Source organism: Christiangramia flava JLT2011 (genome assembly GCF_001951155.1).
Classification (GTDB): domain Bacteria; phylum Bacteroidota; class Bacteroidia; order Flavobacteriales; family Flavobacteriaceae; genus Christiangramia; species Christiangramia flava.
In genome coordinates this window covers 939,787-958,053 of record NZ_CP016359.1, presented here as the reverse complement: position 1 = coordinate 958,053, position 18,267 = coordinate 939,787, and the positions used below count along the sequence as shown (strand labels likewise).

Genomic DNA, 18,267 nt, shown 5'->3' with positions numbered 1-18,267 from the left:
TAAAATGACAGAGGGGAATTTTGTTGATTACGTAAAGGTGCATGTATTTTCCGGAAAAGGAGGTAAGGGTTCTGCTCACCTTCACCGGGAAAAATATATCGCCAAAGGTGGACCCGATGGAGGAGATGGAGGTCGTGGCGGTCACGTGATCGTAAGGGGAAATGAGAACCTCTGGACATTATTCCATTTAAAATTCAAAAGGCATATTCGCGCAGAGCATGGTGGTGACGGAGGGAAACAACGAAGTACCGGTGCCAATGGCTCTGATGAATATATTGATGTGCCTTTGGGAACCGTTATTCGCGATACCGAAACCAATGAAATCCTGAAGGAAATCACCGAGGACGGGCAGGAATTTATTGTTGCCGAAGGTGGAATGGGTGGCCGCGGAAACTGGCATTTTAAGACCTCGACCAATCAAACCCCGCGTTATGCACAGCCGGGAATTGATGGGCAGGAGGTGGATATTACTCTGGAATTAAAAGTGCTAGCAGATGTTGGCCTGGTTGGTTTTCCAAATGCTGGTAAGTCAACACTGCTTTCGGTTATTACGGCCGCAAAGCCGAAGATCGCTGACTATGAATTTACGACGCTGAAACCAAACCTTGGAATCGTAAAATATCGCGATTTTAAAACATTTGTAATTGCTGATATTCCGGGTATTATTGAAGGTGCTGCGGAAGGTAAAGGTCTTGGACATCGTTTTTTAAGACATATTGAAAGAAACTCTACATTATTATTCCTGATCCCGGCAGATGCCCCGGATGTGGCGGAGCAATACGAAGTACTGTTGGATGAGCTGCGGCGTTATAATCCTGAATTGATGGATAAAGACCGCATCATCGCCATTTCTAAAAGTGACCTGTTAGATGAGGAACTAAAAAAAGAACTTGGGCAGGAACTTGATGAAAAACTGCAATTGCCCTATATCTTTATCTCTTCGGTGGCTCAAACGGGCTTGCAGGAATTGAAGGATAAACTCTGGGAAATCCTGAATAAGAATCCTGTTTAAATCCTGTTAAACAATCTCTTATAGAGCTGAATTTGCTTAATTTTAGTAAAATTCAGTTATGAAATTATCCAAATATTTTTTGGTATTGCTGGTCTTTGCGGCCTGCAATACTCCGCACGCGGTCTATGATTATGACCAGCAGATCGATTTTCAGCAATATTCTAATTATGCCCTGTTTCCGGATTTCCGATCGGGACTGAGTCAGCTGGATGAAAACAGGCTCCTTAACAGCCTGGAAACGGCGATGCAGCAAAAGGGTTTTATAAAGTCTGAAGAACCCGGCATCTATATTAATGTCTACACGGAAGAATTTCAGCAGGACAATCGTAGCAGAGTAGGTGTTGGTCTTGGTGGTGGCGGTGGAAACGTTGGAGTAGGAGGATCTGTGGGTATTCCGCTAGGACAAATGAATACTTATCTTAAGCTGACTTTTGATTTCATCGATGTCAAGAACGATAACCTGGTTTGGCAGGCGGTAGTGGAAAGTCCGTTCAATTATGACGCGTCTCCTGAAAAAAGACAGGCGCAGTTTGATAAGATTGTGGCAAAAGCCCTGGAAGGGTATCCTCCGAAGAAATAGCTTTCAATAATTATTGGAAATAAAAAAGCCCCGGAATTTCCGGGGCTTTTCAATTTTTGATTGGTTAGTTGGAATCAAAAACGGGAAGCGGTTTAGTTGCCGTCTTCCATATCTTCCTCCATTTCGGTATCATCCATATCACCAGCAGAAGTGTTTCTGTTAGATACTACGAATGTACTTCTACGGTTTTTAGCATATTGCTCGTTGGTACAACCAGTTGGTTCTGTACAGTCGTTAACAGGCCTGCTTTCTCCATAACCCTGAGAAGTTAACCTTGATCTGTCAATACCATGCTCAACAAGGTAATCAACAGTTGCAGCGGCTCTTCTTTCAGAAAGATCCATGTTGTATTTGTCAGTTCCACGAGCATCTGCGTGAGATTCCACTTTTACGTTGATGTTCGGGTACTGGTTCATGTATGTTACAACGGAATCAAGTACTGGTTTAGATTCTGGCTTGATAGTGGCTTTATCGAAGTCGAAATAGATCTTGCTACCATCAACAGGGATAGTCTGGTTTCCTGAAGTTGGATCGGTCTTCGTTGGAGCCGGGATCAATTCGTTGTCTTCGCGAACGAATTGGTACAGGTTATCTGTTCCTCTTCGGTTGGAAGCAAAAAATCCTTTTTCCTGATCTTCCTTGATCACGAAAGCGAAATCATCACTTCCGCTATTGATCGTTTTTCCAAGGTTTTCAGATTCAGAAAAATCACCTCCACTTTTGTAGATATCGAGATTTCCGAAGCCCTGACGACCATCAGAAGAGAAATAAAGCGTATCCTGTGAACTGATGAATGGGAATTGATCGCGGTGTGCGGTGTTCACTCCCGGGCCAAGGTTTCTTGGTTCTCCATAAGTTCCGTCCTCGTTCACATCTACCACGTAGATATCAAAAGAACCGCTGCCACCTGGCATGTCGCTGGAGAAGTACAGCTTGCTACCATCTGCGCTAAGGCTTGGATGCTCTACTGAATAATTCTCGCTGCTGAAAGGCAGTTTTTCTACATTGGTCCATTCGTCATCTACTTTTTCAGCACGATACATGCTGATGTGGGCGATACGGTTACCTTCTTCGTTTTTCACGCGGTCTTCGTTCGTTCTGTCGAAGAACATCACGGTACCGTCAGTACTGAAAGTCGCAGAACTCTCATGCTCGTCGGTATTGATCGCATCAGAAAAAAGAACGATATCAGAAAGTTCTCCTTCATCATCAACGGCAGCGCTGTAAAGATCCAGGGTTGGAAGTTTGTTCCAAGGATAGATCGGGCGCTCCTGGTTTCTGGTTGAAGCGAAAGCTACGCGGTCGCCATAGAAACCAATTCCGAAGTCTGAAGAACTCTGGTTGTTCATAACCTGGTCGTATTTGAACTGGTGAGGTGCAACGGTATCAAGATTGCTGGCCCATTCTTCATGGTTCCAGTTTTCACCGGTTACCTCGTTCATATACTTATCAGCTTTTACATAATTTCCGGTTGCCATTAAAGCGTGAGCGTAACGGAATTTATATTCCGGTGTGGTCTCTGCTTCGTGACGAAGGAATAAGAGGTCGTATACTTCAACAGCATTTTGCATCTGGTTCGTATAGAAATACGAATCTCCCAGGTTTTGAAGTACTTCTTTAGATTTATCGTTTACTTTTTCATAGGCAGTCGCTGCGTCTACATAAGCAGCCTGGGCGAAGTATTTGTCGCCTTCCCTGATGTCAGAGCGCTGAGCAAAACTCGTAAAGCCTATTGTTAAGATTAAAAGTGTACTATATAGTTTTTTCATGTTAGTCGGGTTTTAGAAGAATCTCGGTGATTTGTCATATCCTTTCTTAAGACCGAACAAGTCAAGATCAAACAACAGCATGATTTCGTGTGATCCGTCTTCGCTCAGGTTATAAGTTGGGTAGTCATAAGCATATCCTACTCTTAAGGAAGGACTGATTCTGAAGTTTACCAGACCGGTAACGCTTTTGTCGAAACGATAACCAACTCCTGCTTCCAGACGATCGTAAAGCAAAACGTTTGCATTGACGTCTATAGAAAGCGGTGCGCCTTGTACTCCTCTAGCCATGAAAGATGGCTTTAATTTGAAGTTATCGCTTAAACCGAATACGTAACCCCCAGTAAGGTAGTAGTGAATTTCTTCAACTCCTAAAGCCTGAAGCCCGTTAATGTTTTCGATGTGTTTTGAAGTGAACAGGTTAGGAGCAGAAATACCTAAGTAATGCTTGTCTCCAAACCAGAAGGCTCCAACACCAAAAACCGGAAATACTTCACTTTGATTTTCAAAAGCAGGATCGTTCGGGTCATTCAGGATAATTCCGTTGAAATTAGCACTGTATGTAGAAAGTCCTCCTTTGGCACCAAAGGAAAGTTTGGTGGTTTCACTGGCAGGGATCACATACGCGAAATCTGCCGTGATATTGTTCTCTTTTACCCAGCCTCCAATTTCGTCATGAACTACGGTTAGACCAAGTTCTACACGTTCGCTAACGGGAGTGTGGGCAAAGAAGTTGAGGGTGCGTGGTGCACCTTCAACATCTGTCCATTGAGCTCTGTAGATCCCTCCCAGGTTTAGCATACCTGGATCATCGGTAGCATAGGCCGGGTTTACCACACTCATGTTATACATATACTGAGTGAAGAGAGGGTCTTGCTGGGCAATACCTTTTATAGAGAAAAGGATAATGCCTGCGAATAATAAATATTTTGTGATTAATTTTTTCATTGCTTTCTCTTGTTTATCCTTTTATTATCTGCTTAAGTAAATTTTTCCTCTACGTGGCGCAGTTGCTCCATCGTTGAATTCAAGTAGGTAAAAATATACTCCCACAGGTAAAACGTCGTCGCCAAGAGATCCTGACTGAGTGTTTGTACCATCCCAATCTGGTGTGCTGGCGTTTCCTTTGTACACTACATCACCCCAACGGTTGTAGATTTCAATAGTGTAGTTAGGATATTCTCTATCAATATTTTCGATAGTGAATGTGTCGTTCATTCCGTCTCCGTTAGGTGAAATTCCTTCTGGGAAAACTAGCGGGCAGCTTTCAATTGAAACTGTTACAGCCAGTCTCACTGCACTTTCACATCCTGAATCAGGATCGGTATAAGAAGCGTAGTAGATAACGCCGTCTTGCAGTGCAGTTCCAGTGCTTAGCATCTCTCCTCCAGTTGCAGCATCGTACCAGGTGATGTTATCAGTCTGGTCAATGGCATCTGTCAGGTCAAGTACTGTAGCATCATCGTACTCACAGAATGAAACAGCAGGATTATCAATAGTTGGAGTTGCTCCGTCATTTACAACTACTTCAAAAGAAGCAGCGTCAGACTCACAACCTTCGTCATTAGTTCGCTGTGTTACGTAATAGGTTCCTGTCATCAAGGCGTCTTCAGGCATTACCATGGTATTCATTTCAGCATCTGAGTAGAACATCAGGTTGTCTCCGGTAGCAGTAAGATCAGCACCAGTTGGCATCTCGCTTGCGCAGAAAGTTAGATCTGTAGCCGTAGGTGCGTCTGCAGCTTCCTGAACGGTAATGTTGAACGTAGCGGTGTCATCTCCACAATCGTTGATTGCTTCTACGGTATAGGTTACTTCATAAGTTCCAGCGGCAAAATCCATCGGATCCATCATTCCGTCTGCGATTGCATCTCCATCAAGAGTGAATTCTCCGGTAGTATCAGCATCTGCTGAAAGGAAGTCGAATAGATTCTGAACTCCTGCATTCATACAAACCGAAAGATCCATATCCTCACCGGCGTTTGCAGCATCTTGGATAGCTAGTGTAATTATTGCGGAATCTGAGCAGTTTCCGTCGGAACTACTAACTTGATAGGTTAAGACGTAGTTGCCAGCTTCATAATCTCGAGGATTTAATATAGAACTATTTAGTTGGTTACCATTAATGCTGAATCGACCGTTTGAAGCAGCGTCAGAACTTAATAAATCTAATAAATCAACAGATTCGTCGTTTTGGCAAAGCTCTAAAGTGTTATTGGCACCTGCTTCAGGAACTGGTCTAATGTTCAAAGTGATTGTAGAGATATCTGTGCCACAATCGTTTTCTGAAGGAACAGTATATATAATAGTATAACTTCCCGGAGCAAAGTCGGATGTAATTAAAATCCCATCTTCGACCTCTTCGCCATTATAGGTGAAAGATCCTGAGTCGTCAACTGTATCTCCTAATCTGTTATACAAGTTTTGATCTCCGGCATTTTGGCAAGCAGTAACTGTAAAGTTCTCCCCTGCATATGCAGAATCCTGAACGGTAATCGTAAAGCTTACAGAAGCGGTTCCTGTTACGCAAGAGTCAGTATCTTCACTTAGGGTGTAAGTGATTTCATAAGTTCCAGGTCCCATCATTCCAGGATCGAACATTCCGTCTTCGTAGCCATCAAAGCTTCCGAATGTTGGATTGTCGCCAAGGAAACTGGTTAAATCCTGCATTCCTGCATTCTGGCATAGAGTGACATCATCAACCTCTTCAAGATCTTCTGTATTGAAGTTTTCTCTGATGGTTACTGTAAGTTCTACTGAGTCTTCGCAGGTTCCATCTCCAACAGTATAGGTAGTAGTGAAATCTCCGGTCATCATTCCTCCTTCATACATACTTACCAATTCGGCGATACTTGGATCGAAGTCTCCTGTGGTAGGAACATCATCTCCAAGTAGTCCCATATAGTAATCTGAAAGATTAGCTTCTGTAAAGAAGTCGTCTGCAAGATCATTTTCACAGATTACGATTGTGACGTCGTCTCCGGCGTCTACGCCTTCAACTACAACGATGGTGATTGTGGCAGTAGATTCTCCTTCTACACATGGATCATCATCTCCATTAGCGGTATATGTCACTTTAAAAGTCCCAGCACCTTCAGCAGAAGGGTCGAACATTCCGTCGGTCACATCAGCGTCATCGCTCATGAACATTCCGCCCATTGTAGCTCCGTCACCTAAATAATTTGAAAGATCCATTTCTCCATCAGTAGTACAGAAGGTTACCTCCTGGTCTCCGCCAGCATCAGCTTGAGTGTTCGGAGTTACGGTGATAGAGTAGGATGCAGCGTCTGTACAGTCATCATTGCTCACAGTGTAAGTAGTGGTGAAAGTAGCAGGGAAAGCGTCAGCTTCTGAAACGGCAGCATATTGAGCTAAAAGTGTTGCTAAATCATCATCGCTGAACATTCCTCCAGGAGTAATTGTTGGGTCAAGTTCGTTCAATAATTCTATTCCCATTCCGGAAGGATTTGCAGCAACAGCAGCTGCTAAAGCTTCAAATTCACCCTGGCAGAAAGAGTAATCTCCTCCAGGTCCTGCGTTTGGTGCCTGATTCACCAAAATGGTAAATTCAGCAGTATCTGTGGTAGATACACAGGCGGTTTCAGGAGAAACGGTGTAGGTGATCGTGTAAGATCCGGCACCTTCTTCCATTGGGTCAAAAGTTCCGTCGGCTACATCAGCATTGTCACTTGAGAATGCTCCATCAGGGTTCGCGTCTCCGCTCAATAGAGTGAAAAGGTTGACTGCTTCTTCATTAGAGCAGTATTCCTGATTGGCGATTGTGCCGGCTTCGGCAGGAATCGCTGCTGTAACAGTTAATGTGGCGTTCGCGCTTGATGGCTCGCATTCTGAACTGCTATCTACTGTATAGGTTACTCCGAAGTCTTCAGAAGGTTCTGATACCCCGTCGTTGTAATTCGCAATTAAAGTAGAAAGATCAGGAGAAAAAGTTCCATCTGAATCTTCAGCTCCTAACAAGTCTACATAATAGGCTCTAAGAGTTTCTTCGCTATCGAAAATCCCTCTGTCATCCACATCGCTTTCGCAAAGTTGCTCTGAAGCATCCTCACCTGCGTCATTAGCAGATTGTACATTCAGGGTTAAAGTGGAAGAATCCATGCATCCGCCATTATCTACTGTATAGGTAACCGTGTAAGTTTGAGGGAATGCATTATTATTGAAATCTTCATTAATCTGATCAAAAAGATCTGCAATCGAAGGAGAGAAAGTTCCATCAGGAGTGATATCTGTTCCTTCTATATAGGCCATGATCGCCTCTTCGGCCGCAGGAACAAAAATCGGATTTAATGGAAGGAAACTTTCAAAATCTGTAATACAAACCGTTTCTTCCGTATCTTCTCCTGCATAAGGGTCTTCCTGAACGGTCACTGCCAGTACTACATCATCAGTACATCCAGCATCGAAAGTAGCGGTATACGTTGTTTCGAAATAGCCGGTTTTGGTTCCGTCGTTATAATCAGCAACGATGTCAGCTATAGTAGCCATATCAAAAGTTCCATCAGTAGGAACTCCATCTTCTAAAAGACTGATGAAATAGGCCCTAGCGTTGGTAGTATTGTTCAATTGAGAATCTGCATCAGAAACACAAAGTACGTTATCTGTGCTGTCTTCACCTGCATCAGCAGGGATAACTTCTACTGTAACAGGAGTTCTTTCCACGCTCTCACAAGGTGGTCCATCTACCGGTACAATTTGAGAAGCATAGTATGTGGCACCATCTTGAACTTCAAAATCGTCTGGCAATGCAGGGTTGGAAGTTGCAGTACGATACCAGCGGTTGGTACCTTCGGCCTCCAGTTCACTAACAGTTGTTCCTTCACAAACAACCTGTGGACTTGTTGCGGCCGGAGCGTTTGCTTCTACCGTTTCAAAACGCACAGGAGTACGGTCTGACTGGCAGGCATCTTCATCACCTTCACCATCAGCATCATAATACCCTGCGAAATAATTAGTGCCGCTTACCAGTTCAGTTCCATCAGCAATTGGCATATCGTCTTTACCATATTCGGTTGAGAAGATTTCCAAAGTGTAACCGGCTGGAGCAGCAGGAGCATCAATAGCTTCCTTTAGGTCTGTAATTGTGTAGGGTCCACCTCCTGAACATGGGGTGAAGAAATCGTCCTGAACATCTGGTGCGTCAGGAGAAGTAAGGGTTACCGTAACAGATTGTCTTGTCCCGGTACAGTCAGGTGCTCCGGCGAAGTAATCTTCTCCGTCCTGAAGCACTTCATCAGCAGGTAGTGGAGTGTCATCCCCTGCTTCGTCATACCAGTCTGCAGACATTGGCATTAGATCAGCAACAGTTGCAAGACCGTTACAGAAAGTCTGACTTGTCTCGCTGACTGTTGGACACGATTGCCCGTACATTGAGGGCAAACTTCCGATAAGAATAGTTAAGGTTAAAAGGTAAAACAGCTTACCCTTAAACCTTAAAGTAGAATTTTGCATAGGCTAGGTGTTAAATTCAAATTAGTATTAGTTATTTTAGAATTATGCACAAATATTAAAATAATTTTTAAAACCCTCAGTTAAATGAACTAGGAAGTTTTACTTAAAAATGGGTCATTTACTAACATTTGAGATGCATTTTTAAAAATCGGTTTAAATTTAGCAAAATTTTAAATATGTTAACATTTTTTAAGCCTTTCATCGGTATTTTTTTACTTTTTGCCGGGCAACTTATGGCTCAGCAAGGTGTGGATGAGGGTGTTGAATTACTAAAAAATCACAAAATTGAGGAGGCTCGTACGATCTTTCTCACATATAAAGATTCCCCGGTTGCCCGGGAATACCTGGGTGATATAGCCTGTTTTCGCAAAGAATGGGACCGCGGAATCGACTATTACAAGACTCTTGTCAAAGAATATCCAGATTCAGCCGATTATCACTTTAAGCTGGGAGGCGCCCTTGGCATGAAAGCCTACTATGGCTCCAAGTTCGAGGCTGCATTGATTCTGGGTGATATCAAAAAACACCTGAAAAAAGCAGCTGATCTGGATCCGGGGCACCTGGAAGCGAGAAGAGCATTGGTAGAGTTGTATGCTCAACTTCCTGAGATTATCGGGGGGAGTAAAACCATTGCTGAAAGTTACGTGGCTGATCTTGAAAGGCTTAATGAGTTGGATGCACTAATGGCTGAGGGTTTTATTTATCGGGAAGATCAATACGACGAATTGGCTTCTTTAAAATATCAACAGGCATTACGGACTGCTATAAAAAAACCGGAATTGATCGTTCGGAATTACCTGAAATATGAAATTGGCGAAGCAGCAGCAATTTATGAGCTGGAACCAGAGGCGGCAACGGCACTTCTGAAAGATTATATTGAAAACTACGGCTACCAGGATCTGAAGTCGCCGGCCTGGGCCTATTACCGCCTGGCGCAGATCCAACGGGCTCAGGAAAATAAGGCCAACGCGATGAAATATATCAATCAGGCACTGACCATAGACCCGCATCTGGAAAGAGCCGACGAGGAGAAACGCAAGATCATGGCAATGTAAACTTTTGCCTCGAGACTTTATCAGCCCTTATTCTTCAATTATATTTGCGGAAATCTTTTCTATGAAAATTCATTTTATTGCTATTGGAGGAAGCGCCATGCACAGTTTAGCTATTGCTCTTCAGGAGAAAGGTTACGAGATTAGCGGAAGTGACGATGCCATTTTTGAGCCTTCTCGCTCGCGGCTCGACTCGAGAGGCCTGCTTCCGAAGGAATTGGGCTGGCACCCGGAAAACCTGAACGATTCTATAGATGCCGTGATCCTTGGGATGCACGCAAAAGCTGATAATCCTGAATTACTGGCTGCACAGGACCTTGGTTTGAAAATCTTCAGTTATCCGGAATTCCTTTTTGAACAGTCAAAATTCAAAACCCGGGTGGTGATTGGCGGCTCTCATGGTAAAACGAGTATTACCTCCATGATCCTGCATGTGATGAATTATCACGGAAAAGAAGTCGATTATATGGTAGGTGCCCAGCTGGAAGGCCTGGAAAACCCTGTAAAGCTTACAGAAGAAAACGATTTTATCGTGATCGAAGGAGATGAATACCTGTCTTCTCCAATAGATCGCCGGCCAAAATTCCATCTCTATCAGCCTAATATTGCGCTGTTGAGCGGGATCGCCTGGGATCATATCAATGTATTTCCAGATTACGAGAACTATGTTGATCAATTCAGAATTTTTATCGATAGTATCGTAAATGGCGGAATACTGGTGTATAATGAAGAAGATGAAGGACTGAAAAAACTGGTTTCTGAAACAGAAAATCCAATCAGGAAACATCCTTATTCCACGCCAAACTATCATACAGAGGCTGATGTGACCATTTTAGATACTCCGGAGGGTGACTTGCCGCTGGAGATCTTCGGAAAACACAATCTCAATAACCTTTCCGGTGCTAAATGGATCTGTCAGCATATGGGAATTGACGAGGATGATTTTTATGAAGCGATTGCCACCTTCCGCGGAGCTTCCAAAAGATTGGAGAAATTAGCGGAATCATCCTCTTCCGTTATTTTCAAGGATTTTGCCCACAGTCCTTCAAAAGTGGCTGCAACCACTGCGGCTGTGAAAGAACAATATCCAGATAAAACGCTGATAGCCTGTCTGGAATTACATACCTATAGCAGCCTGAACGCCGATTTTCTCAAGAATTATGCGCATACGCTCGACCAGGCAGATCAAGCTTTGGTTTTTTATTCCCCGGAAGCGATCGCGATCAAAAAACTGGAATCCATCAGTAAAGAGGATATTAAGAAGGCTTTTGAAAGAGACGATCTGGAAGTATTTACGAACAGTGAAGATTTCAAACAGGCGCTATTTCAGAAGGAGTTTTCGAATTCCGCTCTTTTGATGATGAGCAGCGGCAATTACGGTGGCCTGGATCTGGAGGAAGTTAAAAAGTTGATCTGAATTTTTTCCTGCTGATTTTTGCTGAAGTTCTTTGTGTATATTTATCTGTAAATGGATAAAAACGAAAAACTTAGCATCAAGAACTGGGCGCAGGATGATCGCCCCCGGGAGAAATTATTGCAGAAGGGAAAACTGAGTTTGAGTGATTCTGAACTTATTGCGATCTTACTGGGATCTGGCAGTAGAAATGAAAGCGCGGTCGAACTCGCACGGCGTATTCTAGTCGCTTCGAAAAATAGCCTGAATGAACTCGGTAAATTATCGGTCCAGCAACTTTGTAATTTTAAAGGAATTGGACCTGCCAAAGCGGTTGGTATTGTCGCAGCCCTGGAGCTGGGACGAAGACGCCGGCTGGAAGAGGCGGTTACGAATTTGAAGATTTCGTCGAGTCTGTCGGTTTTCGAGATGATGCAGCCCGTAATCGGGGAATTACCGCATGAAGAGTTCTGGATTCTATACCTTAATAATAACAATTCGGTGATCGAGCGCTTCCAGGTAAGCAAGGGCGGGATTACCGGAACACTGGTAGATGTTCGTATTACTTTGCGGAAAGCACTCGAACTGGGGGCGGTAAGCCTCATCTTATGCCATAATCACCCATCCGGAAATTTGAAGGCCAGCGATGCTGATAAGCAACTCACCAAAAAACTGAAAACAGCAGCCGAGAGTCTTGATATCAAAGTCCTGGATCACCTCATTGTAACCGAAAAATCATACCTTAGCTTTGCCGACGAAGGCATCCTATAAGCACATTTTTGCATGTTACTGATCTATACCCAAAAAGTCACTCCGCGTATTCTTTATACTTTCAAGCATATTTGTACGCATTTGCTGGGTATCCCGATCAAGTTCACCTCTAAAATTGAAGAATTTATCGCTCATGATGGACCGAAAATGTCCTATGGGAAACAACCTATGGGAAACGAATTTTTTATTCAGAAGGTCGATTTATTGATGGAGCAGGGATTTTCAGATTTTGAGATCAAAGTGCTTCCCTGGGAAGACACGGTGTGTTTTTTTGCGGTCCAGGATGCCAGCGAACTGCCATTCGATATTTTTGCGGCTTCGTTCTACCTGCTCAGCAGGTATGAAGAATACCTTCCCCATGTGAAAGATAGCGCGGGCAGATTTCCGCCTGCGGAAAGTCTTGCGGCGCAGGAAAGTTTTCTGCATCAACCGGTGGTGGATATCTGGGCACTGAAATTTCGGAATATTTTGCTGGAACGTTTTCCGGATCTGGAATGGAAAGAACGTCGATTCAATCCCAATTCGATTATTTCCGTAGAACATACTTTTATTTTCAGGAATAAAGGGTTTTTACGAAGTTTTATCGGGTTGCACAAAGACCTGCTGAAACTGGACTTTCAAAAAGTTATAGACCGCATACAGGTATGGCTGCGGGTTAAGGAAGATCCGCACGCCGTTTTTGATGATTTGACCCGTCTTATCAAAGAATATCGCCTGGGCATGCTTTTTATGTTTCAACTGAGTGATTTTTCCGTTCACGATCGCAATATCAGCTACAACAGGATCACCCATCGCGCAGTGATCAAATCGGTGGCAGATTATGCCCGGGTTGGACTGCTGATGGGCTATTACGCGATGGACGAGATCAAAACGCTGCGTAGGGAAAAATTACGAATGGAAGAAATCGTTCACAGCCCACTGGAACACGCGATGAACTCGCGCTTCAATCTTCAGCTGCCAGATTATTATAACAATCTTACCGAGTTGGAGATCAACCATGACTATTCGATGGGTTATCCAGATATGGCCGGTTTTCGAGCGGGTACCTGTAACCCGTATCTCTTTTATGATATCAATATGGAGGTGACCACGCCATTGAAATTACACCCGTACGCCTTTCATTCTTCGGTGGCCGATCTGGTTCCGAAGGGAAAACTGCGTGAAGACCTTACCAGGATGCTGGCGGAAGTTCGGGAAGTTGGGGGCGATTTCTACGCAGTTTTTAAAAATCAGGATTTTTCAGAATATGCAGAATCCAAGTTTTACTACTCTCTTTTAAATCAGGTTTATGGACTGGAATAATATCACTCATATCTTTTTTGATCTGGATCACACCCTTTGGGATTTTGAAAGAAATTCGGCCCTGGCCTTTCGGGATATTTTTGAAAAGCATGAGATTGAGCTCGATTTGGAAGCTTTTCAAAAGATCTACAAACCTATCAATTTCAAATACTGGGAGTTGTATCGCAATAATTCGGTTTCCAAAGAGGCCTTGCGATATGGGCGCTTAAAAGACAGTTTTGACAGCCTCCAATTCGAAGCTACCGATGCCACCATCAACCTGCTGGCCGAGGATTATATCCATTATCTTCCGAATAATAATCATTTGCTCGAAGGCAGTTTGGAAGTTCTGGACTATTTATTTCCGAAGTATCAATTGCATATCATCACGAATGGGTTCGAGGAAGTGCAGCAGCGAAAGATGAAAAGTTCCGGAATTTGGCCGTATTTCTCCACCATCACGACTTCGGAAGAAGCCGGAGTGAAAAAACCGCATCCGCAGATTTTTGAAAAGGCACTTTCCAAGAGTCGCGCTCTTCCGGCAGAATCGGTGATGATCGGCGATAACCTGGAAGCCGATATTATCGGGGCGCACCAGTTTGGTCTGAGGACGATTTTCCTGAATTCTGAAAAAGAGCAGCCAGCTGTTGAATTTCCCCAAATTCAAAAGTTAAAAGAACTTCGAAATTATTTATAACAATAAAGATTAGGTATTTTCGTTTGGCAAAGAAAGTGCTTAAGTGTCTCATTTGAAGTCGGTAATAAGGGTTGGGTTTTTTGCGGTGAGCTTTTTGCTGGCAACCTCCTGTGTCAAAGATGTAGACCTCGAACAAGCTCAGGATATTACACTGAATCCAGATATTGATGTGGATCTGGTACAATATCAGCTCAACGAGAATGACTTTATTGATTCTGAAACCGGTGAATTTACACCCGTGATCAGGGATACGGTGCGGCTGGAATTTTTGAACGATACATATGTACAGGATGCTTTGCAGTATGCTGAATTTCGGTTTCGGCATGAAAATACCTTTCCGTACAGTATATCCAGCAAGATCAGGTTTTTAAGCGATAATGGCAGGGAACAATTTTCGGTAAATTACGAGATCCCGCCGGGTGCTGAAAACGTCCCGGGAATCATCGATACGTTGCATGTAGTGGGCTCAGGCGATATCAAAAAAGTGAGGCGCAGCATACAAATGGCGCTGGAACTGCAGCTCAACGGGGGAGATAGTAAAATCAAAGGAGGACTCGACTTTCTGTCAAAAGGGCTGTTCAAGTTTGAGTTTTGATATGCGGAAAATACTTCTGTTTATGTTGTGGATGGCAGGCCTTTCAAGTTTCGGTCAAAACCGCCCGCTGCTTTACAATGTCGATGATCTTCCGCAGTCTCTATTGCAAAATCCGGGTGCGCGCATCGATTTTACCAAACACCTTGGAATCCCTTTCTTTTCTCAAATTCATTTTTTTGCCGGCAGTAGCGGTGTGACCCTCCACGATATTTTTGATGATTCCAATTCGAATGTGAACGAAAAAGTGCAACGAGCGATGCGGAAACTTACTTCGAACGATTTCTTCTCGGTCAACGAGCAGCTCGAGATATTTTCCATTGGCGGTAAAGTGGGTCAGAAAGCCTATGTTTCCGGAGGTATTTACCAGGAATTTGATGTTTTTGCCTATTTTCCGAAAGACCCCGCAGTGCTGGCTTTTGAAGGAAACGCTGATTATATTGGTGATAATTTCCATTTTTCAGATGTAAGCTTTACCGGGGAGGTGTTAACAGTGTACCACGCCGGACTGAATTATAACGTGGACGGAAAACTCACCGTGGGAGGAAGGCTGAAGCTTTATTCAGGAATTTTTAATGCGGAAAGTACCAATAACACCGGCACCTTTCGCACCGATGTGACTGAAAACGGTCCTAATTTCTACCAGCATTCTATTGATAACGTGAATGTGACCGTCAACACTTCGGGTTATGCTTCTCTGAAGAACGAGGAAAATATGACGGTGGATAAGGCCATTCGCGAATTACTAAGCCGCTCATTTTTCGGGCAGAATGTGGGAGTGGGGGTGGACCTTGGTTTCAGTTACCGGGTTTCCGAACAACTGGCAATTAGCGGTTCTGTACAGGATTTCGGACTCATGTTTCATCAGAAGGATACTGAAAATTCGATTTATTACGGTTCGTATCAAACCAGTGGCCTGGAACCCCTGTTTCCGGAGCTGAACGATAACCAGCGAACGATCCCGTACTGGGAAATTTTTGAAGAGGAACTCGATGCCAACCTGATCGATGAAACCACGCACAACGAATACAATACCTGGAGACCCATGAAATTCAATGCCGGTTTTCAATTTGGAACCGGAAAGTCTATTTTGCCCTGTGATTACCTGATTAGTAAAAAACCGCGTTTTATGAATCTCTTTGGCCTGCTGGCTTCCGGTGTGGTGCGCCCTAAAGGCCCCACGTATGGCGTCACTGCCTACTGGGATCGAAAAGTGAACGACAACCTACGATTTCGGGCGGCCTATGGTGTTGATGAATTCACGATGACCAAATTAGGTCTCATGGTGACCAACCGATTTAAGAATTTTAATGTGTACCTTGCGGTAAACGATATTTTGGGTTATACCAACCTGGCCAAAGCGAACTCGGCATCGCTGCAATTGGGGATGCAATTTGTCTTTAAGAATTTTGAATTATGAAAAAACTTGTTGCTTTAGTACTGCTTTTTGGAGGAATGATCTCCCTTCACGCGCAAAATGTGAATGCATATAAATATGTAGTCGTTCCTGAGACTTATGATTTTACCGGGGAAATAGATGAATACCAGTTGAATTCCCTAACCAAATTCCTGCTGGAGCAGGAAGGTTTCGAAACAGTCATGCGAAAAGGGCAAAAACCAGCTGACCTGAGAGATAATCCCTGTAAAGGCCTCAATGTGGCAGTAGATAATAATTCCGGTATTTTTTCGACTAAACTCACCATTCGTTTGGAAGACTGCTACGGAAAAACGGTTTTCACCAGTGCGGAAGGAAAAAGCCGCGAGAAAGACTACAAAGCGGCCTATCATGAAGCGCTTCGCGACGCTTTCGAATCGGTTAAAGAATTGAATTATGAGTATGCTGAAGGCAAGGTGGCAGAAAATGATCGAAGAACAAGGCAATTTCCGAAGGAGAAAATTGAAGAATCTGATGCGGTAATGGCTAAAAAAGCCGAAGAAGTTTCTGAAAAAGAAGAGCTGGAAGAAGTGGCTGAAACCATGCAAGAGCCAATGGAAGATCCGGAAGACGTTGCGGAAGCCGAAATGCCGGAAGATGTTGAAGAGGAAGAAGTGGCTGTCATTGAGGAAAAGCTTTCCGAGGAGCCGACAGCGGAACCGTCAGAAAAATCGTATTCCTATAACGGTCAGAAGTATAAAATTTCTGAAAATGAGCAGGGATTTGGATTATATCCAGCTGGAGGGCAGGAGCCTATTGCCATGCTTATCAAAAGTGGGAACGGCAGTTATATTTACAATTCATTGACGAACCAAGGAATTGCCTATTTTGATAATGATGGCAACCTGGTCGTGGAATTCTTCAATAAAGCCGAAAATAAGAAGGTACAGGCGGTATACGAACTTCAGAATTAATAATCATACTTCTTTTGCCAACGCTTTTTAAGGAATTCGCGCTGAGCATTTTCCCGTGAATTGTTGCCTGGATCGTATAGTTTTGTGCCCTTGATCTCATCGGGCAAAAATTCAGCGGCGACGAAATTGTTCTCATAGCTGTGTGCGTACTGGTAATCCTTTCCGTAGCCAATATCTTTCATCAGCTTGGTTGGCGCATTCCGTATGGCCAATGGCACCGGTAGATTCCCGGTTTTTTTTACAAGACTCTGCGCGTGATTGATCGCCTGGTAAGAAGCATTGCTCTTTGGGGAAGTTGCGAGGTAGGTGACGCACTGGCTTAAAATGATCCGAGCTTCCGGGTAACCGATAGTATTGACGGCCTGGAAGGTATTGTTGGCAATGACCAGGGCCGTAGGATTGGCATTTCCAATATCTTCACTCGCAAGAATAAGCAGGCGCCTGGCGATGAACTTGACATCTTCACCACCTTCGATCATCCTGGCCAGCCAGTAAACGGCTGCATTGGGATCACTGCCCCTAATGGATTTGATGAACGCGGAAATGATGTCGTAATGCTGTTCGCCGTTCTTGTCATACAGCACAGTGTTCTGCTGGACTTTTTGCAAAACCATGTCATTGGTGACTTTTACCGGTTTTTCTTCGGAAGTCACGATCAATTCGAACATGTTCAGCAGTTTCCTTGCGTCGCCACCGCTGAGCCGCAGAAGCGCTTCCGTTTCCTGCAATGTGACATCCTTGCCGGCGATCTGTTCGTCTTCTTTCATGGCGCGTTCCAGCAAAGCGATCAGATCGTCTTTCGAAAAGGGTTTGAGGATGTAGGCCTGGCAACGTGAAAGCAGTGCAGAAATAACCTCAAAACTGGGATTTTCGGTTGTAGCTCCAATAAGAGTGACCCAGCCTTTCTCCACGGCTCCAAGCAGGCTGTCCTGCTGGGATTTACTAAAGCGATGAATCTCATCTATAAACAGGATGGGGCTGCGGGTGGTAAAGAGCCCGTCACTTTTTTTGGCTTTTTCAATAACTTCGCGAACGTCTTTCACGCCGCTGCTTATAGCGCTCAGGGTAAAAAACGGTCTTTCCGATTCATTGGCGATAATATTTGCCAGGGTGGTTTTGCCTACTCCCGGGGGGCCCCAGAAAATCATGGAAGGAATGATGCCCTGCTGAATTTGTTTCCGAAGTGCTCCTTTTTCTCCCAGCAAATGGTGCTGACTTAAATATTGGTCAAGTGATTTTGGTCTCAGTCTTTCTGCCAACGGCTCGTTCATTCTGCAATTTTTTATGACACTTTTACATCCACTT

Annotated in this window: 14 protein-coding genes; 10 read left to right on the top strand and 4 right to left on the bottom strand. The window is 44.0% G+C overall.

What is annotated here, in order from left to right; translation table 11 throughout:
- Positions 1–4: 4 nt before the first annotated feature.
- Complete coding sequence (obgE, locus tag GRFL_RS04010; protein WP_083643407.1) at positions 5–1,012, top strand: GTPase ObgE; 1,008 nt, start codon at positions 5–7, stop codon at positions 1,010–1,012.
- Between the two features lie 58 nt (positions 1,013–1,070).
- The gene (locus GRFL_RS04005) at positions 1,071–1,592 is read left to right on the top strand and encodes a DUF4136 domain-containing protein (protein WP_083643406.1); all 522 of its coding nucleotides are present in this window, start codon (positions 1,071–1,073) and stop codon (positions 1,590–1,592) included.
- A gap of 92 nt (positions 1,593–1,684) precedes the next feature.
- On the opposite strand, the gene GRFL_RS04000 is transcribed toward GRFL_RS04005, so the two are convergent.
- The 3 genes from GRFL_RS04000 to GRFL_RS03990 are packed head-to-tail and all read right to left on the bottom strand — an operon-like array spanning position 1,685 to position 8,662.
- On the bottom strand, positions 1,685–3,361 hold the full coding sequence (locus GRFL_RS04000; protein ID WP_083643405.1) for an OmpA family protein: 1,677 nt from the start codon (positions 3,359–3,361) through the stop codon (positions 1,685–1,687).
- Positions 3,362–3,373: 12 nt separating this feature from the next.
- Positions 3,374–4,306, bottom strand: coding sequence for a PorP/SprF family type IX secretion system membrane protein (locus tag GRFL_RS03995; RefSeq protein ID WP_083643404.1), 933 nt, complete (start codon positions 4,304–4,306; stop codon positions 3,374–3,376).
- A gap of 24 nt (positions 4,307–4,330) precedes the next feature.
- The gene (locus GRFL_RS03990; RefSeq protein WP_158091607.1) at positions 4,331–8,662 is read right to left on the bottom strand and encodes a T9SS type B sorting domain-containing protein; all 4,332 of its coding nucleotides are present in this window, start codon (positions 8,660–8,662) and stop codon (positions 4,331–4,333) included.
- Positions 8,663–9,003: 341 nt separating this feature from the next.
- On the opposite strand from GRFL_RS03990, the gene GRFL_RS03985 reads away from it, so the two are divergent.
- The 8 genes from GRFL_RS03985 to GRFL_RS03950 all read left to right on the top strand — a co-directional run bounded on the left by GRFL_RS03985 (position 9,004) and on the right by GRFL_RS03950 (position 16,962).
- Positions 9,004–9,882 (top strand): tetratricopeptide repeat protein, encoded by an 879-nt coding sequence (locus tag GRFL_RS03985; RefSeq protein WP_083643402.1) that lies wholly within the window; start codon positions 9,004–9,006, stop codon positions 9,880–9,882.
- 61 nt (positions 9,883–9,943) lie between these two features.
- A complete protein-coding gene (locus tag GRFL_RS03980) occupies positions 9,944–11,296 on the top strand; it encodes a UDP-N-acetylmuramate--L-alanine ligase (RefSeq protein ID WP_083643401.1) in 1,353 nt (450 codons plus the stop codon).
- 51 nt (positions 11,297–11,347) lie between these two features.
- A complete protein-coding gene (gene radC / locus GRFL_RS03975; protein WP_083643400.1) occupies positions 11,348–12,043 on the top strand; it encodes a RadC family protein in 696 nt (231 codons plus the stop codon).
- Between the two features lie 12 nt (positions 12,044–12,055).
- Positions 12,056–13,345, top strand: a complete 1,290-nt coding sequence (locus GRFL_RS03970; RefSeq protein ID WP_083643399.1) for a DUF7033 domain-containing protein — start codon at positions 12,056–12,058, stop codon at positions 13,343–13,345.
- Positions 13,332–14,021, top strand: a complete 690-nt coding sequence (locus GRFL_RS03965) for a YjjG family noncanonical pyrimidine nucleotidase (RefSeq protein ID WP_083643398.1) — start codon at positions 13,332–13,334, stop codon at positions 14,019–14,021. The genes GRFL_RS03970 and GRFL_RS03965 overlap by 14 nt, the downstream gene beginning before the upstream one ends.
- A gap of 43 nt (positions 14,022–14,064) precedes the next feature.
- Positions 14,065–14,616, top strand: coding sequence for a hypothetical protein (locus GRFL_RS03960; protein WP_139839199.1), 552 nt, complete (start codon positions 14,065–14,067; stop codon positions 14,614–14,616).
- Position 14,617: 1 nt separating this feature from the next.
- On the top strand, positions 14,618–16,033 hold the full coding sequence (locus GRFL_RS03955) for a DUF5723 family protein (RefSeq protein WP_083643396.1): 1,416 nt from the start codon (positions 14,618–14,620) through the stop codon (positions 16,031–16,033).
- Positions 16,030–16,962, top strand: a complete 933-nt coding sequence (locus GRFL_RS03950) for a hypothetical protein (protein ID WP_083643395.1) — start codon at positions 16,030–16,032, stop codon at positions 16,960–16,962. Before GRFL_RS03955 ends, GRFL_RS03950 begins: the two co-directional genes overlap by 4 nt.
- On the opposite strand, the gene GRFL_RS03945 is transcribed toward GRFL_RS03950, so the two are convergent.
- On the bottom strand, positions 16,959–18,233 hold the full coding sequence (locus GRFL_RS03945; RefSeq protein ID WP_083643394.1) for a replication-associated recombination protein A: 1,275 nt from the start codon (positions 18,231–18,233) through the stop codon (positions 16,959–16,961). The genes GRFL_RS03950 and GRFL_RS03945 overlap by 4 nt on opposite strands.
- Positions 18,234–18,267 lie beyond the last annotated feature (34 nt).